16 protein-coding genes and 1 pseudogene are annotated in these 20,573 nt (G+C 72.1%); 4 read left to right on the forward strand and 13 right to left on the reverse strand.

Features of this window, described 5'->3' with window-relative positions; genetic code table 11:
• Positions 1-76: 76 nt before the first annotated feature.
• The 10 genes and pseudogenes from MTQ01_RS07185 to MTQ01_RS07230 all read right to left on the reverse strand — a co-directional run bounded on the left by MTQ01_RS07185 (position 77) and on the right by MTQ01_RS07230 (position 13,238).
• Complete coding sequence (locus tag MTQ01_RS07185; RefSeq protein ID WP_247487564.1) at positions 77-550, reverse strand: GNAT family N-acetyltransferase; 474 nt, start codon at positions 548-550, stop codon at positions 77-79.
• Between the two features lie 114 nt (positions 551-664).
• Entirely contained in the window at positions 665-1,444 is a 780-nt protein-coding gene (locus tag MTQ01_RS07190; RefSeq protein WP_247487566.1) for an FkbM family methyltransferase, read from the reverse strand.
• Positions 1,441-1,653: a Trm112 family protein gene (locus tag MTQ01_RS07195; RefSeq protein ID WP_247487567.1), complete on the reverse strand. Its 213-nt coding sequence runs from the start codon at positions 1,651-1,653 to the stop codon at positions 1,441-1,443. Before MTQ01_RS07195 ends, MTQ01_RS07190 begins: the two co-directional genes overlap by 4 nt.
• Positions 1,654-2,128: 475 nt before the next feature.
• Positions 2,129-3,028: pseudogene (locus MTQ01_RS07200) on the reverse strand (DMT family transporter); the annotation flags it as partial.
• A 14-nt stretch (positions 3,029-3,042) separates the two neighbouring features.
• Positions 3,043-3,828, reverse strand: a complete 786-nt coding sequence (locus MTQ01_RS07205; protein ID WP_247487569.1) for a bifunctional 2-polyprenyl-6-hydroxyphenol methylase/3-demethylubiquinol 3-O-methyltransferase UbiG — start codon at positions 3,826-3,828, stop codon at positions 3,043-3,045.
• Positions 3,825-5,120 (reverse strand): condensation protein, encoded by a 1,296-nt coding sequence (locus MTQ01_RS07210; protein WP_247487573.1) that lies wholly within the window; start codon positions 5,118-5,120, stop codon positions 3,825-3,827. Before MTQ01_RS07210 ends, MTQ01_RS07205 begins: the two co-directional genes overlap by 4 nt.
• Positions 5,117-9,433 (reverse strand): alpha-(1->3)-arabinofuranosyltransferase family protein, encoded by a 4,317-nt coding sequence (locus MTQ01_RS07215; RefSeq protein ID WP_247487575.1) that lies wholly within the window; start codon positions 9,431-9,433, stop codon positions 5,117-5,119. Before MTQ01_RS07215 ends, MTQ01_RS07210 begins: the two co-directional genes overlap by 4 nt.
• A complete protein-coding gene (locus MTQ01_RS07220; protein ID WP_247487576.1) occupies positions 9,417-10,157 on the reverse strand; it encodes a class I SAM-dependent methyltransferase in 741 nt (246 codons plus the stop codon). The genes MTQ01_RS07215 and MTQ01_RS07220 overlap by 17 nt, the downstream gene beginning before the upstream one ends.
• Before the next feature lie 10 nt (positions 10,158-10,167).
• On the reverse strand, positions 10,168-11,376 hold the full coding sequence (locus MTQ01_RS07225) for a glycosyltransferase family 4 protein (protein WP_247487578.1): 1,209 nt from the start codon (positions 11,374-11,376) through the stop codon (positions 10,168-10,170).
• A 914-nt stretch (positions 11,377-12,290) separates the two neighbouring features.
• Positions 12,291-13,238, reverse strand: a complete 948-nt coding sequence (locus tag MTQ01_RS07230) for a DUF3068 domain-containing protein (RefSeq protein ID WP_247487580.1) — start codon at positions 13,236-13,238, stop codon at positions 12,291-12,293.
• Positions 13,239-13,423: 185 nt separating this feature from the next.
• Here MTQ01_RS07230 and MTQ01_RS07235 point away from each other — a divergent pair, with 185 nt between their 5' ends.
• Both MTQ01_RS07235 and MTQ01_RS07240 read left to right on the forward strand, forming a co-directional pair.
• Positions 13,424-13,603, forward strand: coding sequence for a hypothetical protein (locus MTQ01_RS07235; protein WP_247487582.1), 180 nt, complete (start codon positions 13,424-13,426; stop codon positions 13,601-13,603).
• Positions 13,604-13,605: 2 nt separating this feature from the next.
• Positions 13,606-14,817: a helix-turn-helix domain-containing protein gene (locus tag MTQ01_RS07240; protein ID WP_374207621.1), complete on the forward strand. Its 1,212-nt coding sequence runs from the start codon at positions 13,606-13,608 to the stop codon at positions 14,815-14,817.
• Positions 14,818-15,024: 207 nt separating this feature from the next.
• Here the strand turns inward: MTQ01_RS07240 and MTQ01_RS07245 are convergent, their stop codons facing one another.
• Positions 15,025-15,468, reverse strand: coding sequence for a MarR family winged helix-turn-helix transcriptional regulator (locus tag MTQ01_RS07245; RefSeq protein ID WP_247487584.1), 444 nt, complete (start codon positions 15,466-15,468; stop codon positions 15,025-15,027).
• 101 nt (positions 15,469-15,569) lie between these two features.
• On the opposite strand from MTQ01_RS07245, the gene MTQ01_RS07250 reads away from it, so the two are divergent.
• Positions 15,570-16,598, forward strand: a complete 1,029-nt coding sequence (locus MTQ01_RS07250) for an NADP-dependent oxidoreductase (RefSeq protein WP_247487586.1) — start codon at positions 15,570-15,572, stop codon at positions 16,596-16,598.
• A 395-nt stretch (positions 16,599-16,993) separates the two neighbouring features.
• On the forward strand, positions 16,994-17,422 hold the full coding sequence (locus MTQ01_RS07255) for an organic hydroperoxide resistance protein (protein WP_211041196.1): 429 nt from the start codon (positions 16,994-16,996) through the stop codon (positions 17,420-17,422).
• Between the two features lie 737 nt (positions 17,423-18,159).
• On the opposite strand, the gene MTQ01_RS07260 is transcribed toward MTQ01_RS07255, so the two are convergent.
• Positions 18,160-19,182 carry an alcohol dehydrogenase catalytic domain-containing protein gene (locus MTQ01_RS07260; RefSeq protein ID WP_247487587.1) on the reverse strand — a complete coding sequence of 341 codons (1,023 nt, stop codon included), beginning with the start codon at positions 19,180-19,182 and terminating at the stop codon, positions 18,160-18,162.
• Between the two features lie 303 nt (positions 19,183-19,485).
• Positions 19,486-20,406, reverse strand: coding sequence for an SGNH/GDSL hydrolase family protein (locus MTQ01_RS07265; RefSeq protein ID WP_247487590.1), 921 nt, complete (start codon positions 20,404-20,406; stop codon positions 19,486-19,488).
• Positions 20,407-20,573: the final 167 nt, after the last annotated feature.

The following is a 20,573-nucleotide window of genomic DNA, read 5'->3' on the forward strand; positions in this document are numbered from 1 at the left end:
GGTGGCGCGCGGTCGAGCGGCGGGTACGGGGGCGAGCCGGTGCGGCGTGCCCGGCGCGACGGGCCGCGGTGGGGGCTCAGTCCAGTGCGCGGTAGAAGACGAAGTGGGGGCCGACGCCCTCGATCTCGAACTCCTCGCCGTGCACGGTGTAGCCGTGCCGCTCGTAGAAGCCGCGGGCGCCGGTGCGGCCGTTGCACCACATCAGCCGGGCGCCCCGGCTGCGGGCCTCCCGCGTACCGGCCTCCAGCACGGCGGTGCCGTAGCCCTGCCCCCGCACCCGCGCGGAGCTGGCCATGCCCCGGATGCGCACGCTCCGTTCGGCCGTCGCCGCCTCGTCGCCGGGGAACGCCTCGGGGTAGAAGCTCCCGCAGCCGTAGACCGCGAGGGCGCCCTCCGTGTCGGCGTCGTCACCGTAGGCGGCGATGTGGAAGGCGCCCGGCTGGACGTCCTCCGCGAACTCGGCGCTCTCGCGCGGCAGTCCGGGGCGCAGGATCTCCCAGCGCAGCGGCAGAACTTCGGCGAGCGGCGCGACCGCGGTGCGTATTCCCATGGCCGTCACCATAGGCGCTGCGCCACCGCGCCACTCGCCGGGCGGGTCGGCCCGGGTGAGCGGGCGGCGTCGCGTGCGGCCCGGTGCGCGTGGGCCCCGGTCGGTGTGCGGACCTCAGTCGCGTCCCGGCTCCCGACCCGGTACGCGGCCCTCGGGCAGGAAGAGCACCGAGTTCACGTACCTGGGCCGCGGCACCAGGGAGCGCCGCAGCAGGCCGTGCTCGGCGACATGGCCCACCCGCTGCTGGTGGTCGGCCAGGTCGAAGGCGCCCAGCGGCAGCCAGTCGCGGTCGGGCAGCACCCAGGCGTCGTAGCCGTACTCGGCCATCAGCTCCAGCACCGGCTCCAGCGGCTGGATGCGCACCTCCAGTTCGACGAAGAGCGCGGGCCGCCACTTGGCGACGGTCTCCCGTGCGCCGCGCAGCACCGCCAGCTCGCTGCCGTCCACGTCGACCTTCAACACCCGTACGTCGCGGGGCTCCAGCGCGTCGACCGAGACGGTCGGCACCTCCAGCGTGGTGCTGTGCACCTCGCCCCGGCGGACCAGGGAGGAGATGCCCTGGTCGCCGCGTCCGCCCGAGGGCAGATGGAGCGTCGCGCTGCCGGGGGTCTCGGCCGCGGCGGCCTGGACGACGTCGACGTTGGCCGGGCAGGTCGCCCGCAGCGCCCGCGCCAGATGCGGTACCGGCTCGACGGTCACCACCCGGTCCACCCGCCGGGCCAGCCTGCGGGTCCACGGGCCGTACCAGCCGCCGATGTCGACGGCCGTACCGCCGCGGGGGCAGAAGTCGGCGAGGCGGCGCATCTCCGGCTCGAAACGCGGGTACATCAGGCCGGCCGCGCGGGCGACGACGGCGGGAGGCAGTCGGGGTCCGATCTTCGCGGCGAGGGTCATGACAGACCGACCCGGTCGCCGTACCGCGTGTGTTCCTCGTCGCTCACCGGTTCGCCGGAGGAGGGGAGCAGCTGCGGGATGTCGTCCACGATCGGGTAGCGGCGCCGCAGCCGCGGGTTGTAGAGCGCCATCTCGTCCTCGATCAGGACGAGTGCGCCCTTGTCCAGCGGACAGACCAGGATCTTCAGGAGCGGGTCGTCAGGTGACATGACGGCTGCCTTCCTCGTGCGTTTCGTGGGCCTCGCGCGCGCCGTTGACCTGGCGCGCCGTGGACCCTGACGGGTGGGGACGGGGTTCGGGCCGACGCGCGGTGCGCGGCCCCTGGGCGGACGGTGCGGCCGGTGGGCTGCCGGACGCACCCTGGACGGGCGAAGTGCCGTTGACGGAGCGGCCGTTGGGGGAGTCGGCGTCCGACGGTGGACGTTCCTCCCCGCGCGCTGCCGACTCCCGGCCGGTGCGCTCCCCGCCCGTGCGCTCCCCGCCGCGTCCGGGCGGGACGCGTCCGGGCGGGACGTGCCGGGGAGTCCCGTGCGCCGGTGTGTCGTGCGGGCCGCCGGGGACGGGGGAGCCGTCCAGGTAGAGGCCGCCGACCGGAGGGCTGGTGACCGGGGTGCCGTCCAGGAACGTGGGCGGTCCCTGCGGCGCACCGCCGTCGGCGTCCCGGCCGGTGTCGCCGTCCGCCTCCGGACCGGCCCCGGAGCGTTCCGGGCCGTGCTGCGGGGGTTCGTCGTGCCGCGGCATCGTGAGCAGCACGGAGACCGCGAGCACCGAGCCGCCCAGCCGCAGCGCGAGCCGCAGCGGGTCCTCGGGCAGCGGCTCGGAGAAGGCCACCGTCCCCGCGGCGACGGTGTACAGGAACGTCACCGTCGTGCACACCGGCACGATCAGCGACGCACGGCACCGCTGGAGCGCGGTCTGCGAGAGCACCAGACCGCTCGAACCGGTGACCATCAGGATGTACGGGTACGGCGAGGTGAGCACCGAGGTGACCGAGCCGGCCAGGTCCGCGGTGTCCAGCAGCCCGGCGACGCCCTTGATGGCGAGCGAGCTGACGCCGTAGAGGAAACCGACCGCCGCCCCGTAGGGCACACCCGCCGTCGGCAGCCGGTGCCGGCGCCTGGACCTGCGTTCGGCGCCCGCGAACAGCGCGAGCCCCGCCAGGATCGAGGGCACCACGATCGCCACCATGACGGCCGTCGGCGCGCTGCGGCTGATCTCCTCGGTGTCGCCGCGCAGCGACAGCACGATCATCACCAGCGCCACCACGATCGAGGCCATGCCCCAGCGCTCCCGGCCGCTGGACTCCTCGCCGAGGAAGACCGAGGACAGCAGCAGGAGCATCACCAGACCGGTGACGAACAGGCCCTGCGCCGCCATCAGCGGCAGCGTCCGGTAGACCGCGAGCTGCGCGAGGAAACCGAGCGCCAGCGAGGCCGCGCCCACGATCCACAGCGGACTGCGCAGCAGATGCAGTACGAGCTGCTGGGGACGGGTCGCCGACAGCGGCGGCAGCCCCGTCAGCGCACGCTTCTCCACCACGAAGCCGATGCTGATGAGGAGGTTGGCCAGCAGCGCGGCTGCCACTCCCAGCCACACGGCTAGCTGCCTTCCCTGCGCCGGGCGTGCACGAGCAGGATCGAGGCGAGCGAGGGGGTGTGGCAGGCCAGCCGGTCCAACGGCCGGAAGGGCCTGGGCACGTCGTGGTACGGGGCGCCGCTCATCCGCACCACCTCGAAGCCGGCGGCCGGGAGCATCTGCCGCAGCGCCCGCGCCGTGTACAGCCGCAGATGTCCGACGACCTGCTTGCCGGGACGGCCGTAGATGCCGCGCATCGAGACCTCGGAGAAGACCGGCTGCACGCCGCCGAGCAGCAGCGCGCGGTTGTACCAGGCGGCCAGGTTCGGGGTGGAGAGCAGCAGATGGCCGCCGGGGCGCAGCACCCGCCGCAGCTCGTCGAGTGCCGCGTCCGGGTCGACGAGGTGCTCGATGACCTCGCTGAAGAGCACCGCGTCCGCGCTGCCGGAGGCGAACGGCAGTCCGGGATCGTCCAACCCGCCGCGCACAGCGGTCAGATGGCGGTTGGCGCGGCGCAGCGCGTCCTGCGACCAGTCCACCCCGACGAGCCGGTGCGGGCGCAGGATCGGGGCCGCGGTCGCCGCCGCGCTGCCGTCGCCGCAGCCGATGTCCAGGATCACGCCCGGCTCGGTGCGGCCGAGCGCGCGGGCGAGGATGCGGGCCTGGCGCCGGGAGCGGTCCGGGCCCGAGGCGACCGGGGTGGCCGGGTCCTCGTACAGCGCCTGGAGACTGTCGCGCGGCTCGTCGGTGCCGCGCGCGCCCGCCTCCCGTGCGCCGTCGGTGTCCGTACTGCCTGACTGAGCTGTCATGACGCGGCCTCCGGGGTGGTGCGCGCGGTGGTGTGGAGCGACTCGGTGAAGATCTCGCCGAGGAGTTCACCCGCGCTGTCGTCCAGCCGGGCCCGCGACCAGCGCAGCACCAGCTGGAGCCGGCCGCCGGTGGATGTGGTGGTGACGGCCAGACCTCTGGGCATCCTGGCCGGTGCCGAGACCCACACCGCGGTGGCCCTGCCCGCGTCGCCGAAATCCATCGGATAGGGGATGCGGCCGAGGTTGGAGAGCAGCGTCGTCGACGCCCACGGCGAGGCGGCGACCCGCAGCGCCCTGGTGCTCAACGCCCGTACGCCCACCGGCAGTACGGGGGTGGTGAGCAGCGAACCGCTCAGCCCGAGCTGCGCCCTGGGCCGGCCCTTGAGGGCCTTGGTGCGGGCGGCGGTGGCGCGCAGCAGCCGGGCGGTGTTCTCCGGGTCGCGCTCCTCGTCGCCGAAGGTGACCTCGACCAGCCGGGTGCCGTTGCCGATGGGCATGTCCTCGGTGCGCGGCCGGTCGTCCACCGGCATGGTGATCCGCACCGGATCGACCCGCGCGCCGTGCTCGCGGTTCCAGCGCACGACGGTGAGGAAGGTGGCGACCAGCAGCTGGTCGTTGACCGTGTACGGGGCGCCCTTGGGCCGGGTGGGCACCGGCAGGTCGAGGACCGCCATCCCGTTGCCGCGGCCCGCCGGGGCCCCGGCCGCGGCCCGTACCGCCGCGACCCTGGCCGGGCGCGCCCAGGAGGAGCGGGCGGGCGGGGGCGGCGGCTCCTCGGAGACCTCGTTGGCCTCCCGCACCGGCGGCGGGCGCATCGGCGCGTTGTCCACCCCGCCGTACAGCTCGGCGGCGGTGGCCAGCACCCGCAGGAACGCGGGGCCGTCCAGCGCGGTGTGGTTGACGCACGCGACCAGCACGGTGCCGCCGCCCTCGGCCGCGTTGGGCTCGACGGCCTCGATGCGCACCGGTGGCGAGAGGTGCAGCGGCGGGATGCTGCCGATCGCCCGGCGGCGGGCCTCTTCGAGGCTGCCGCCGGGCCAGGAGACCGGATCGACGTCCGGCTCCTCGGTCAGTTCCCACTCGTACGCGCGGTGCCACCAGCGTCCCGGTGCCTGCCGGACCAGGACCCGCGGGTGGCGCCGGAGCGCCTCCCGCACGGCCTTGCTCAGCCGTTTCGGGTCCATCCGGCCCGGCAGGTGGAGTTCGACGTGGACGTTCTCCGGTTCACTCGCGGAACGGGTGTGCCGGGAGATCTCGTCCACCACCGGGAACGGGATGCGCTGTGCGGTCATCGAGAGGGTTCCTCCCCGGGGGGCGCGGACGGGCCGCCGTGCCGGCCCTGCTGCGCGGGGCCGTCCTGCTGGGTCTGCTGGAGCTGCTGGGTCTGCTGCTGACCCTGCTGCTCCGGGTGACGGTGCGGCAGCGGCGGTGCGGGCATGCCGCCGGCCGAGGCGGGCGCGGGCTCGGTGTAGCTCGGCCGCTCGTCCTGCGGTTCCTCGGCGCGCTCCCGCTGCGGCACGGTGACCAGCGCCGCCGCCAGCGCCAGCAGCGCCAACGCCTGGGCGGGCCAGCCGAACGCACCGGCGTCCGCCACGTACCCGTCGCCCGCGCCGAGCGCCACGATCACACCGGCACCCAGCATGGCAGCCGCCGACAGCGGCACCAGCCAGCGCGGACGCAGCCAGGCCACCACCGCGAGGGCCGGCACGATCAGCGCGTACGGACCGGCGATCAGCGCGAACACCAGGGTCAGCACCACACCGCCCAGCACCCAGCTCGGCGCCGGAGCGGCGTCCTGCGCACCCAGCGGCTCGCCGCCGCGGCGACGGATGAACGCCATGCCCAGCAGTCCGACGATGCCGACCCCGGCGACCGCGAGACCGCCCTGGTAGTACGTCGTCGGGGTGTACTCCAGCTTGACGGTGCCGCCCTCGCCGGCCGGGATCAGGTAGCCCTGCTGCCAGCCGTCGAGCCGCAGCGAGGTGAGCTCCTTGCCGTCGAGCGTGGCCTTCCAGCCCTTGTTGATGTTCATGTGCGTGCGCAGGTACGACGCCTCGCCGGAGCCGACCTCGACCTCGCGGTCCTCGCCCGCCCAGTCCTTGACGGTGACCTCGCGCTCGGCGCTCGCCTTCGGCGCGGTGTCGCCGCGGGTGAGGGTGAGGTCGTTGATCGCCAGCGGACCGCCACTGCCGGTCTCCAGCGTGTGCTTGCCGCTGTCCAGCTCGATGGTGCCGTTCTTCTGGTCACCCGCGCACAGCTCGACCGAGATCGGCCGCCGCTCGGTGAGATCGCTGACCTTGCCGGACGCCTTGGTGGCGTGGAGCGTGCCGTCGATCGCGATCATCGGACCGTCGCCGCACTCCAGCTCGAACTTCCGGTTGCCGGCCGGCGCCTCGACGCGGAAGTCCTCCAGCGCCGGGACGTGCAGCTCGTTCAGACCGACCGGCAGCTGGATGTCGTCACCCGCGACCGGGTTGTGCAGTGTGGTCGGCGCGGTCTTGGTGATGGTGATCTGCATGGAGTCCGTCTCCATGGCCTCGAAGCGCGCCCAGCCGTTCTCGTCGACGGAGGTGGTGACAGCGCCGTCGTCGGAGGTGATCTCCACCTCGGCCGGCTTGGCGGAGACACCGCCGGCGGCCGAGAGGACCATCGAGTCGACCTCGGTCTTCTCCGGCCAGGAGAGCCGGATGACCGGCTTGTCGCCCGCGATCCAGGCGGTGGTGAGGTCACCGTCCACCAGGTTGCGCGCACTGAGCGAGACGCCGGTGGGGCTGACCGACTCGGCGCTCGCGGTGATCCGGTCGCGGGAGCCGGGGGCGATCTCGTCCAGCATGTCGTCGTACGCGCTGCCGGGCACCGGGGTGGCGCTCGCCTTCAGCGTGTACTCCGCCGACCGCTCGCTGGTGAACTGGCGGTGCAGTCCGGACTCGATGCCGGCCGGGTTGAGCCCGCCCGGGTCGGGGCTGCGGTGCATGGAGTAGATCTCCGACTCCGTCCGGTCGCCCGGGGCGTCGTTCGGCAGCGCCAGCATCCTGGTCACCTGGACGTCGGGGATCTCGATCTCCGCGAAGCCGGCGCCGGTGATCCCGGCCCGCGACTCCTGCACGTCGGTGATGGTCAGCTTCAGCCACTTCGCCGTGCCCCGCGGCGCCTTGACGCGCTGGGTCTCGTCGTTGGGCTGGAGGGTGCTCTCCTCGGAACCGCGGTCGGTCTCGATCTTCACGCCGGTCACCGAGGGACGGACGCCGTCGCCCGCGAGCGGGGTCAGGTCGATCGAACCGGGGATGTCGGTCGCCCCGTCGAAGTCGATCTTGATCCACTCGCCGGTGCTGTCGCCCGCGCTCGCCTCGGCCCAACCCGACTCGGGGTTGCCGTCGAAGGCGTTGACCGGGTCGAACTGCGGCATGTGGAAGAGCCAGCTGCCACTGCTGGAGGCGGTGACGTTCTTCGCTCCGCGCAGCTCGGCGACCGTCTGGTGCTTGAGCTGCGGGCTCGGCAGGATCTGCTTCGGCTCCTTGCCGGCGTCCTGGAGGCTGCCCTCGTGGTTCTTCTCGTCCTTGGTGTAGGTGTACGAGGTGTTGTTGTTGATCAGGCCGAAGCGGGTGTCCGCCCGGCGCAGCCCGTCACCGTTGACCTGGAGGCTCGGGTTGCCGATGCCCGGGTGGTTGTCCCCGGTCAGCACCACCGGCCGGTCGCGGAAGTTCGGGTCCGCGGAGAGCGGCAGCATCGACTCCGGTCCACCGCTCAGACGCGCCGTCTCCGACACCGGCTGTGCGGCGACCCGCGAGGGCCGCTTCGCCTCGGCGGGCTCGTAGATCTCCACCGACTTCTGCCGCGGGTAGAAGCCCTGGATCTCGATCGGGGTGTCGGCGGGGATGCGGCCGGCGGTGACGGTCGGACCGAAGTCCTTGACCTTCTTGTACCCGGACGCCTCCAGCGTCCGCTTCACCGTCTGCGGCGGCACGTAGCCGACCTGGTCCGGGTCGAGGTCGTTGCGGACGACCACGTTGTGCAGACCCGCGCGGCCCAGGTAGTCCGACAGGCCCGGCACTTCGCCGCCGCTCATCAGCGCCTGCTCGACCGCGTCCATCATCCGGCGCTCGCCGGGAGTGCCGAACGGCACGTAGTCCCGCTGCGCCCAGGGCGACTCGGCCAGCACGTGCAGCGGCTGGTCGATCGGCGAACCCCAGGTGTAGATGCCGTGCGCGGTGGAGGGGACCACCAGCGCGCGGTTCTCGGGGGAGTTGTCCTCCAGCCAGTCGGCGGTCTGCTGCCAGTGCTTGGGCAGCTCCTTGAAACCGCCGGGCTGGAGCACATCGCCGTTGAGGTACGGCAGCGCCATCGCCGGCAGCACCAGGGCCGCCGCGAGCGCGGGCAGGAAACGCCGTCCGGGCAGCGGCCTGGCACCGTCGCTGCGGGCGAACACCGCCACGAGGTGGGCCAGTCCGAGCGCCAGTGCCAGCGCCAGACCGGGCTGGAACTTGTAGATGTTCCGGAAGGGCTTGAGCGCGCCGTCCAGCAGGCTCTGCACACCCTCCGCGAACGGGGCGCCCAGCGAACCGGCGTAACCGGCGAGCATCACGGCGGTCACCACGATCGCGGTGAGCATCAGCCAGCGCCGCTCGGGCATGTCCCGCCGGGCCAGACCGGCCAGGCCCAGCGCCGCCGCCAGCGTCGTACCGATGATCGCGAGGACGCCGGTGGCCAGCAGCCAGCCGGCGGGCAGCCAGGCGCTGCCGAAGTTCAGGTAGCCGACCCAGTTGCCGGTGCCGCGCAGCATCTCGACGGCCGACATGGTGCTGGTGGTGTTCCACGCCTGCTCGACGTAGGCCATGAAGTTCTCGACGTACGAGCCCATCAGCAGCAGCGGGATCGTCCACCACAGCGTCGCCAGCAGCGCGCCGGGCAGCCACCACAGCAGCAGCGAGGTGCGTCGGCGTCCGGTGCGGGTGACCAGGTAGAGACCGACCGGCAGCAGCGCGCACAGGGTGGACGCGGCGTTCACGCCGCCCATGAACGGGATGATCAGCGCCGAGGTCGCCGCCGCCACCCGCGCGCTCAGCCGCTCCGACATCAGCGGCAGCAGCACCCACGGAAGTACGGCGCCGGGCAGCGCACCGGCCGAGGTGGAGCCGACGATGATGGTGAAGGTCGGCCACAGCGCGTACGCCGTGGCTCCCACCAGCCGGGTCGCCGGCGAGCCGATGCGCAGCCGCTCGGCCAGGCGCAGCGCGCCCCAGAACGCGGTGGTGACCACCAGCGCCAGCCACAGCCGCTCGGCCAGCCAGACCGGCAGACCGATCAGATCGGTCAGCGCGTAGAACGGCAGCATCGGGAAGAGGTAGCCGATGTACTGGTTGGTCAGACCGCCGAAGCCCGACTCGTCCGACCAGAGTTGGCCGAGGTCGCCGAGGAACTTCCACGGGTCGAGGACGACACCGAGCTTCGTCTCGAAGGTGACCAGGCCGGGGGCCGCGATCACGAAGCAGAGCAGCACGACGGCATAGAAACCGAAGAGCCACCGCCGGGAGCGCGGTCGCTCGTCAGGGCCCCGTCGCCGCCGTCCTGGCGCGAACTGGAGCGTGGAATCAGTGCTCGTCGACATGGGGACACCGCCGCAGAATGAGGAGAAGGTTCCAGGTGGCGAACTCGCGTACGCCGGGGACTCGGGTGATCGCGCTCGCCAGGAAGGGCCAGTAGCGGGACCGGGCGGTGACGAGTTCCACGTCGTCACGTGCCCTTACATGGCGCAGGGTGGGACCGATGTGCACGGCGAAGAGGTTCTCGCCGAGGGTGTGCTTGGCCGGTCGGCCGGTCTTCCGCCGGTAGCGGGCACGTGCCCGCGCGGCGCCGAAGTAGTGCCAGGGCGCCGTCTCGTGTCCGCCCCAGGGGGAGTACCAGTTGGTGAAGGAGACGTAGATCAGCCCGCCGGGGCGGGTGACGCGGACCATCTCGCTGAGGAAGGTCTGCGGATCGGAGACGTGCTCCAGCACGTTGGAGGAGAAGGTGACATCCGCCGTGCCGTCGGCGACGGGCAGCAGATAGCCGTCCGCGAGGACCGAACCCGCCGTCTTGCGACCGCCGGCCCCCAACTCCTGCGGATCGGGCTCGAAGAGGTAGCTGCGCGCGCCCCGGCGGCGGAACTCCTCGGTGAAGTGCCCGCTGCCGCCACCGATGTCGAGCACGGTGGCGCCCCGGAGTGGCTCGTACCGCTCCACCTGGGAGGCGGCGTCGCGGGCGAGCAGCTGGTAGCAGTGCTCGGGGTTGCTCTGCTCGTTCATGAAGGCGCGGAACAGCGAGACTGATCTGCGGAAGGACGGGTCTCTCACCGGGTTCCCCTCACCGCCCGGCCGGGCCGCGGCGGGCCCCCGCGGCGGAACGTGCCGAATGGGACGCGTACGCCTCCGCCGCCACGGCGCGGAACGCCTCGACGGTACGGTCCCAGCCGAAGTCCTTGGCGCGGCGGGCGGCGGCCGTGCCCATCGCCTCGCGGCGGCGGGTGGACAGCGCCAGGCTGCACCAGGAGGAGGCGAAGGAGCTCTCGCCCGAGGCGAGCGTGCCGGTGTCGCCGTCGACTATGGAGTCGCGCAACCCGGGTATGTCGAAGCCGATCGCGGGTGTGCCGCGCGCCGCCGCCTCCATGACCACCAGCCCCCACCCCTCGATCATCGAGGGGTGCAGCAGCAGCCAGGACTCGCACAGCAGCCGGTGCTTCTCGGCCTCCGAGACGTGACCGGTGAACGTGACGCCGGGACCGGCCATCGCCTCCAGCCGCGCACGCTCCGGGCCCTCGCCGACGATCACGAGCCGGCCGCCGGTGACCGGGCGGACCCGCTCCCACAGCCGCAGCAGCAGGTCGATGCGCTTGTACTCCACCAGCCGCCCGACCGCCAGGAACAGCGGCTCCCGGGACTTGGCCATCAACTGGCCCGGGTCCTCGACGCCGTTGTGCACGATCCGGATGCGGTCGCCGGGCACCCCGATGTTCTGGAGCGCGCCCGCGGTGGAGCCGGAGACGGCCACCATCAGGTTCTCCTTGTGGGAACCGGCGAGTGCCCAGTGCTCCAGTTTCTGCCCGATCCTGGCGGCCGGCGCCGGGTAGCGCATGCCCCACAGATCGGTGTGCACATGGTTGACCAGGCACAGCGTCGGGCCGCGGTGCCACAGCGGTGCCAGGTACGGCAGCCCGTTGGACACCTCCACCAGCAGATCGCACTCGCCGACCTGGCGGCGCAGCGCCCGCTTCGCCTTGAGGAAGTGGCCCGCGTCGCCACCGGCCGAGACGACCCGGTAGTCGCGGTAGGCCGCGGGGCCGCCGCACAGCAGCGTGACCTGGTGCCCGTGGGCGGTGAGGCCCTGGGCGATGCGGTCGATGAGCAGCTCGGACCCGCCGGCGGCGGGGTTGTCGAGGTCTCGGCGGGCGAGGAAGACGATGCGCCGCGGAACGGGCGTGCTCTCGGAGGGAGGCGTCGGGACGTTCGCCTCCGACGGCTGACGCGGAACCAGGGACGTGACGGGGGGTGCGACCGGCGGCACGTGCTGGGGCATGGGCGCTCCAACTCGTCTCAAGGTGCGAATGAGGGATGACCAATGCGCTGGGGTGGCGCGGCGGCTCTTGCGGGTGGACCGTGGTGGATCCGGTGGTGCCGTGACTCGGGTGGTGCGGTGGTGCGGTGACTCCGGTGGTGCGGGTGCGCGGGTGTCGCGCGGTGAGTTCGTTGCTGCAGTGGAGCTCCGCGCTGCCGGTTCGAGCGGCCGGCCGGCCGCCCGGACGGCGCCGGGATGCTGCTGGGTATTGCTCGAATCTGCAGGTACAGCTCTTACTGATCGGTAGTGCCGGGTGCTGCTGGTATTGCTTCGGTGTTGCTCGAGGGTGACGAACCGGTGATCGCCGGGGGGCAGCTGGCGATGGGAAACATCAGTGTTCGCTGCCGCGTTCGATGCGGCTACTCACCTGGATGACAATTTCTGTCATCGCGGACCGTTCCAGTTGTCATTCGGGTCCGGGTTCGAGCCCGTCGGAGCCGTTTCCTACTGGCCGGTCAGCATGCTCGTTCAGTGTTTCGGGAGGAAGTCTCGATCCGGTCTCGCACACCTCCCGGTGCGGTCTCGTACGTCACGCCGCCTCGCACCCTCGGACCCCGTGCGACCGGGGGCGAGGCGCGGTTCTCGACCCCGGGCCCCGCTCGGGCCGACCGCGAAACCGGATCCGCACGGGGGTGCGGCGCGTGACCGGGGCCCGGCCCGGAACCGGCCCGACCGAACACCGGCGCACGGCCGGCCCGAGCGAGGTCCGGCGCCGTACGGAGAACCCTCTGGGAGATTTCCGTACGACGCCGGACGCCCTTCCCGCTCGTCGCTGTTCAGCCCTTCACCCGCGCGAACCCCGTCTGCACGAACGCGGTTCGCGATCCCGGCCGTCGCGGGCCGTGGCGCCGGCCGGCGCCGTCCCGGGCGTCGGGTCAGACCTGCTCGCGCCGGCCGCGCACCACCAGCACGCCGCCCACGATCGCCAGCAGCACGCCGGCGCCGCCGCTGGCCATCGGCACCGTCTCGCCGACCAGCTTCAACTGCCCGCTCTGCTCCTTGGCCTGCTCGACCTGGCCGAGCTGCGTCTTCTTGTCGAAGACGATCCGCTTGCTCTCCAGCAGCACGACCTCGTCCTTGTCGCCGCCCGGGGCGCGCAGGGTGACCCGCGGCCCGATGGCGGCGCGCAGGATGCGGCCGGTGGCCTGGTCGACGATCAGCTCGATGCCGTGGTTGGCGTACCACTCCTCGGCCACCACCTGGCCCGTCTCGTCCTGTCCGACGAGGCGGCCCGGAACCTGGCGCTTGCCCGCCTTGGTCGCTTCGACCTTGCCGGTGAAGCGCATGCCCTCGTAGCCCTGCACCTTGGCGCGGCCGGAGTAGCGCAGCGGCACTGTGTCGCCGAGGGTGCCGTCCCACCAGCGGTAGGTCTTCTCCTGCACGTTGAACGGGAACTTCAGGTACGCGTCGCCCTTGACCTGCACCGGAGCCTCGCCGCAGCAGTGCACCGGCTTGGTCGTCTCACGGTCGGAGACCCAGCGTTCGGTCTCCCACTGGAAGGACTTGCGGGGGTCCTTGTGCGGCAGGGTGTCGGGGTTGTCGATCGAGGTCGACACGTCCCAGACGGCGACGTCGTTCTTCTCGCTCTCGGCGACGTTCCCCAGTACCCGGCGGGTGATGGTGAGCTTCTGGTCGCTCTTCGTCTCCAGTGCGCCCTGGTCGAAGTACTTGCCAGTGCCGTTGAAGACCGTGGTCTGGTCGATGTCGATCGGGGTGCGCTGGGCACGCGGCTCGACGTAGTAGGCCAACATGGGCCCGAGGACCAGCAGAAACACGCCGATCCCCAGGAGGGTCAGCGACAGGGGTGATGCGGAACGGCGCATGGCGGGTGCTCCCAGAGGGTGTAGTGCCCGTTCGAAAAGTGAAGGCGGCGAGTAAGCCCGCCTGGGTCGGTGACCGTAGGCGAACTCTTGACAGCGAGTCAATGCCCTTCCACACTCACCTAGACGAACTGGTGTCGGGGGCGACCGCTGGTGCAGTGAATCCACACGGAGAGGTCCGCCGCGCCATGCACAGATTCCTCGCAGCCGCTCTGACCTGCGTAGCTGCGGCCCTTCTCGCCGTCGGCGCCGGTCTTGGCGCAGTGGCGTTGCTCAACGCCAGCCCCGAGCAGCCCAACGTTCCCCTGGTGCACTTCCCCGAGAACGAAGAGGCCGCCTCGGACGCACCGGCACCCGCTGAGGAGTGACCGTGGACAGCGCGGCCGGATCCGCCTGGCGGTCGGTGCCCGCGAGCCAGACGCGACACTTCACGGAGCAGGCCCGCAGCGAGATCCCCATCCTCGCCGAGGTCATCCTCCAGGAGATCCGCACCGAGTACCCGATGCTCCCGGTGATCCTGGACCAGAACGGCGTACCGATGTCCCTCATCGGAATCCGCCGCGCGCTGGAGCAGTTCGTCGAGCACCTCGCCACCGGCCTCGGCAACCCGCACGAACACCCGCCCGTCTTCCAGGAGTTCGGGCGGGGCGAGCTGCTGAGCGGACGCAGCCTGGACTCGCTCCAGGCCATCTACCGGCTCGGCGTACGACTCGCCTGGCGACGGCTGGCGGAGATCGGCCAGGAGGCGGACATCCCCGCCCCCGCCATGTACGAACTCGCGGAGTCCGGCTTCCAGTACCTCGACGGCCTGGTCGCCGAGTCGGTGCGCGGCTACGCAGAGGCCGCCGCGCGCAAGGCCGGTGAACGTCTCCGGCTCCAGCGCGGGCTGCTCGACATGCTCTTCGCCGACCACGGCAACACCGACAGCCGCAGGTCGATGCTGACCGAACGGGCCGCGCGGATCGGCTGGCCGCTGCCGGAGAACGTCGCGGTGGCCGTACTGCTCCGTCCCGCCCGCGAGGCCGTACCGCCCGCCGTCGGCAATGACGTACTGCTGGACATGGAACGCGAGCAGCCGCTGATGGTCGTCCCCGAACCGGACGCCGCCGGCCGCTCCGAACTGCTGCGCCGGGCGGTGTCGGGCTGGACGGGCGCGGTCGGCCCGCCGGTGCCGGTCGCCGAGGCCGCCAAATCACTGCGGTGGGCGCAGTCGGCGGTCGACCTGATGGAGCGCGGACTCCTCGACGGCGGCGGCCTGTTGGACTGCACCGAGCACACCGAGGCGCTGGTGCTGCTGCCGCCCACGGAACTCATCGACGATCTCGGCAGGCGGCTGCTCGCACCGCTTAAGGAGTGCGGACCCTCGCACGGCCGACGGTTGGCGGAGACCCTGCTCGCCTGGCTGGAGACCAGGGGCGGCGCCCCCGAGATCGCCGTCCGGCTCGGCGTCCACCCCCAGACGGTCCGCTACCGGCTGCGGCAGATCCGCGAGCTGTGGGGCGAGGGCATCGACGATCCGGACCACCGGTTCGAGCTGGAGCTGGTCCTGCGTGCCCGCAGGCTCCGCGGCGAACTCGGCTGAGGCCGGACCCCCGGGGGCGGGCAAGCCGGGCGCGGGGTGTGGGCCGGGCGTCTTCCTTCTGTCTGTGTGTCTGTCCGCCTGCCGGTTGGTGGCTTCCGTGTGGCGGCTGTGGTTGGTGTTCCGTCGTTCGTCGTTCGCAGGCAGCCGTCCGCCGTTCGCAGGCAGTCGTGATGCCTGGGCGCCGAGTTGTGGTGTCCCCGGGGAAGCTCAGCCGGCCGGATCGCCGAGCATCCGGCGCAGCAGGTCGCGCAGCGCGGTGCGCTCCTCGGTGGTCAGCCCGGCCAGCGGGGTCTGGGCGAAGTCGCCGAGGGATTCCCGGAGTCGGGCGGCGGTCTGTCGCCCCTCCTCGGTGGCCTCTGCCAGCTTGACCCGTCGGTCCTCCGGGCTGGGGTGCCGTTCGACCAGGCCGCGCGACTCCAGCCGGTCGACGATGCCGGTCACGTTGGATGGTTCGCACTTCAGCTGCTCGGCGAGCAGCCGCATGGGGCTGGGTCCGGGAGCGAGCAGGGCGAGCATCCGCGCCTGCGCACCGGTGAGCGAGTACGCGGCGGCGGCCTGGTCGTACTCCTGGTGATAGCGGCCCACGATCTCGCCGATCAGCTCCACGACCTCGCGGGTGAGCCGATCGGGGGGAGTGGCGCGCTCTGTCATGGGTTCAGGGTAACCATTTAGTTGACAACATGAAATATCGAGGGGCAGGGTGGGACCAGAAATGTTTCAGACCCTGAACTAATCGGAGGTGGGTGGCCGCCGTGACCGCCGAGACCCTGCCAGAGACCAGCCGTGAGTGGCATTTGATCGCCCGACCCGAGGGGTGGCCCACGCCGGACGACTTCGCCCTTCGCACGGTGCCGGTGAAGACACCGGAAGAGGGTGAGGTGCTGGTCCACAACCTCTTCATGTCCGTCGACCCCTATATGCGGGGCCGGATGAACGACGTGAAGTCCTACGTGCCGCCCTTCCAGCTCGACCGGCCGATGGACGGCGGCGCGGTCGGCATCGTGGTCGCCTCGCGCGCGGAGGGCCTGGAGCCTGGAGACCACGTGCTGCACGGGCTCGGCTGGCGCGAGTACGCAACCCTCCCGGCCAAGCGCACCCAGCCCATCGACCCCGAACTCGCCCCGCTCTCGGCGTACTTGGGCGTCCTCGGCATGCCCGGACTCACCGCGTACGCCGGGCTCGTCCGAGTGGCGGAGATGAAGGAGGGCGACACCGTCTTCGTCTCCGGCGCGGCCGGCGCGGTCGGCAGCCTGGTCGGGCAGATCGCCAGGCTCAAAGGCGCCGCCAAGGTGATCGGCAGCGCCGGTTCGGACGCCAAGGTCCAGGCGCTCACCGAGACCTACGGCTTCAACGCGGCCTTCAACTACAAGGAAGGCGACGTCTCACAGCAGCTCGCCGACGCCGCCCCCGACGGGATCGACGTCTACTTCGACAACGTCGGCGGGGACCACCTCGAAGCCGCGATCAGCCGACTCAACCTGCACGGGCGCATCGCGGTCTGCGGCATGATCTCGCAGTACAACGAGGTCACGCCGCCCGCGGCACCCCGCAACCTGGCCATGCTCATCGGCAAGCGGATCACCATGCGCGGCATGCTCGTCGCCGACCACCAGGACCTGCAGCCCCAGTTCGTCCAGGAGTTGAGCGCCTGGCTCCGGACCGGTGACCTCACCTACCAGGAGACCGTGGAGCAGGGGATCGAGAACGCGGTCGACGCCTTCCTCGGTCTGATGCGCGGCCAGAACATCGGCAAGATGATCGTCGCCACCGACGCCGGCTAGCCCCGCTCCGGGCCGTACACCGGTCCGCGCCGAACCCCGCGCGGGTTCCGCGCTCGGGCGCGCGGGTTCCGCCGGGCGTGCACGGGTTCGGTCCCGGCCGTGCGGTCCCGTCCAGGGACGGGCACGGGTCCCGATCGCGGCCGTGCGCGAGTTCGGTCTTCGGGTCCATCGGCGGGCCTGCGTCCGGTCGTGAGCCGGGCTTCGCGTCCGGTCCCGTGCCGGGCAGACCGCGGGCCCGGCGTACGCCCGAGCAGCCCCGCTGCGGCTCCGTCCAACGCGCCCGCGGTGCGGGCGAACGCGCCAACGAGCGCCGTTCGCCCGCACCGTAGACTCCGACCACTGACCGACGGGGTCGTGGGCGCGAGCCCTCCGGTCAACGTTCACCAGGGAGACATATGTCCATCCAGCCCGTCGACGTTCTCTACACCGCTGTCGCCACCGCCGAAGGCGGACGCGACGGCCGCGTCGCCACCAACGACGGCCAGCTCGACGTTGTCGTCAACCCGCCCAAGGAGATGGGCGGCAGCGGAGCGGGCACCAACCCCGAGCAGCTCTTCGCCGCCGGCTACAGCGCCTGCTTCCAGGGCGCCCTCGGCGTCGTCGCCCGCCAGGAGAAGGCGGACATCAGCGGTTCGACGGTGACCGCCGAGGTCGGCATCGGCAAGACCCCGGCCGGCGGCTTCGGGATCAAGGTGGCGCTCTCGGCGCACATTCCGAACGTCGACAACGCCACCGCCGAAGCGCTGCTGGAGAAGGCGCACCAGGTGTGCCCCTACTCCAACGCCACTCGCGGGAACATCGAGGTCACCATCAGCGTCGCCTGACGGCCACGCCACCCACGGGCCGCTCCGGATCACTCCGGGGCGGCCCGCCGCATGCCGGCACCCGCCTCGCCCGCGGGTCGCGCGCCGCCCGCACTGCCCCGCCGCGCGCCGCTGTACGTCGCGCGCCGCTGTACGTCGCGCGCCGCTGTACGTCGCGCGCCGCTGTGCGGGGCCGGCCCGGACCTGCGCCCGGCGCGGCCGAGCGTCGTCGTACGGCTCGCGCCGACGCCGGCCGACGGCTCGTTCCCCGACCTGTGCAGGGGCCCGCAGACCGTCCACGCCCCTGCCCGCCTGCGACTTCTACCGGCGTAGGAGCGTGCCGCCGTACGACCCGTGTTGACGCCCGGCCCGTTTCGGGGTGTCCCCGCGCACCGGCGTACAGCTCGTCCCGGAGGGTGATCGTCCACGATCTGTGTCGCGACATCGGCCGACACGGAACCCGGCCCGACGGGCAGGACCGGGTCGGCCTGCGGTCCGTACCGGTGTGCAAGCGGGCGGGTCGGACGTGTTCGCGGCCGGTCCCGGGGCGCGACCACCTACTCACCCGTCGCTCCCTGCCGACATGCGGCCACGCACCTGCGTGCGGCTGGTGTCGGAGCGAGTGCGCAACCGCTTGAGCGCCCGTGCCGGCGAGTGGCCGGCGCCGGCGACGGCCGGCCTCGACGCGCGGCCGGCCCCGGGGCGCCGGGTCGCAGCCGCACTTCGGCCGACGGGCGAACGGACGGGCGGTGCGAACTTCAGGGGCGGAGCAGAACCTTGGGCTGTTCGCCGCCGCCGTCCTCGTCCAGCAGCGTCATCGCCCGGGCGAAATCCTCCAGAGGCAGCTCGTCGGTGATCAACGGACGCAGATCGAGCAGTCCGCTGCGGAAGGCGCGCACCGCGTGCGCCCAGGAGCGGGTGCTCGCGCCGGTCACCGCACTCACCGTCAACTGGTTCGCCGTCAACACCTCGGAGTCCAGGCCCTGTCCGTCTGACTCGAACTCCCCGCACAGCACCACCCGTCCGCCCGGGCGGGCGAGGCGACAGGCGTCCGTCGTCTCGCAGCCGCTGTCCGCCATCAGCAGCACCAGATCACAACACCCGTACAGCGGAGCGCAGTCGTACGGGGTGACGGCGGCGGAGGCGCCCATCGGCAGCGCGCGCTCGGCCCGCACCAACCACGGGTCCAGCATGTGCAGCACCGCAGGAGAGTGGGCGGCGAGCAGCTGAACGGCCAGCAGGCCGCGGGTGCCCGCGCCGACCACGGCGATCCGGCTGCCGGGGAGCGGCTGCCCGGCGAGGACCGCCTCGGCGACGGCGGCGGCCGGTTCGAGCAGGGCCGCCGCGCCCAGATCGGCGCTGTCGTCGAGCAGATGCAGCCGACGGGCCGGGATGATCAACACGTCGGCGCAGGCGCCCGGTTCGGTGAAGCCGGTCTGCGCGTACCCGCGGACACATCCGCCGGCCACGCCCTGGCGGCACGGCTCGCACATCTGGCAGCCGTGCAGCCCCTCGCCCACGGTGCGCCGTCCCACCAGCGCCGGGTCGACGCCTTCGCCGACGGCCTCGACCGTGCCGGACCACTCGTGGCCCGGGGTGACGGGGTAGCGGGCGAGCTCGGGTGCGCGCGTCCCGTCGTACAGCGCGCGGTCACTGTGCGCGAGTCCTGTCGCGTGCACCGCCACCCGTACCTCGCCGGGACCTGGATCAGCCACCGGGCCGGTCACCATGCGGTGTTCACCGGGCTTGTCGATGACGAGCGCGCGTACGGTCCTGGCCACGATCCCTGCTTTCGGTACGTCCGGTCTGACGCCGTGCCGGAGCGGCGGCGTCCATGCCTGGTCCTCTTCCGCCGGTCGGCGGACCGGCGGTGTTCCGCGTCGAATGCGGAGTTGGCGTTGATTGTGCCGCCGAAAACGCCCGTGCTTAAGGCAGCACCGGGAGCGCCCGGAAGCGTGAATTCCCCTCGACCGCCCCGAACGTGCGCCCTGTCGGCGCGCTGTGCACCGTCCGTGACGCGGATGCGGACGCACGGACCGCCTCCACTTCGCGAAGCGGTGGCGAACGACGCCGGGAGGAGCGGCTCAGCCCCGAGCGGTGACGGTCTTGTGCAGCACTCGGGCGAGCACCTGCTGCCCGCGTTTGCTGGGGTGGAACCAGTCCCACTCGCTCAACTCCGCCTCGGCGAACGGGTAACGGTGCACAACGCCGTTGTCGTAGCGGCAGCGCGCGTCGTCCGCGCAGACTTCCCGCAACACCTCGTTGTACGCCCGTACTCGCTTGTCGACCTGCGCCCGCCGGGCCTCGTCCGCCGCACTTCTGGACTCGGGGGCGCGCAGCAGCGCCTGGCAGATGCCCAGCTTCCACACGTCGACGGCGGCCTTGTGGCTCTGGCCCACCTGGTACATGCGCAGTACGTCCGGCACGCTCACCATCAGGATCTGCGTCTTCGGCGACCCCTCGCGCAGGGTGCGCACGGACTGGCGCAGGTCCCTCTCGAACTCCTCGACCGACGTCATCGACGCGGTGGTGTCGGCGCATGCGTCGTTCGCGCCTATCAGTACGGTCGCGAGCTCCGGTTTGTCGACCACCGCCTTGGCCGCCTGAGCGGGGAGGTCCCCGACCACCGCGCCGGAGGCCGCGTGGTTCCAGGTCTTGCCGGCGGGGTTGTCGATGAGTCTGCGGGCCAGGCTGTCGACCCGCGGGTCGGTACCCGTCACCCAACTCGCCTCGGGGCAGTCGGACAGAGGCAGGCACGCGTGGAAGGCGACGGTGATCGAGTCGCCCAGCGCGGCGATCGAGCCGGGGCTGGTGTCCCACGAGGTACCGGGGGAGGGGCTGGGGCTCGACGAGGGTTTCTCGTGCCGGGCGCGAGTGTCCTCGCCGCCGCCCTGGTCGCCGCTGTCCGAACTGCACCCGGCGGCCGTCACGAGGAGCGCGAACGCGAGTCCTGCGGCAGCGCCGACCCGCGGTCGACGGCCGAGCCCGGCCCTCTTGAACCTCATCCGTCAGATCCCCTTCCCTGCGGGCCGCTCCGAGGGTGTACTGAGCCGCCCGGCCCCTTGTGGAACGACCGTACGTCAACACGCCGTTGCGGCGGTGTGAGAGCACCCGACTGCGGTCGTGGTGAGTGCTGTCGAAGTCCTGTGTTGGTGTGGAGATCAGAGATTAC

The sequence above is a fragment of the Streptomyces sp. XM4193 genome, assembly GCF_023072595.1.
Taxonomy (GTDB): domain Bacteria; phylum Actinomycetota; class Actinomycetes; order Streptomycetales; family Streptomycetaceae; genus Streptomyces.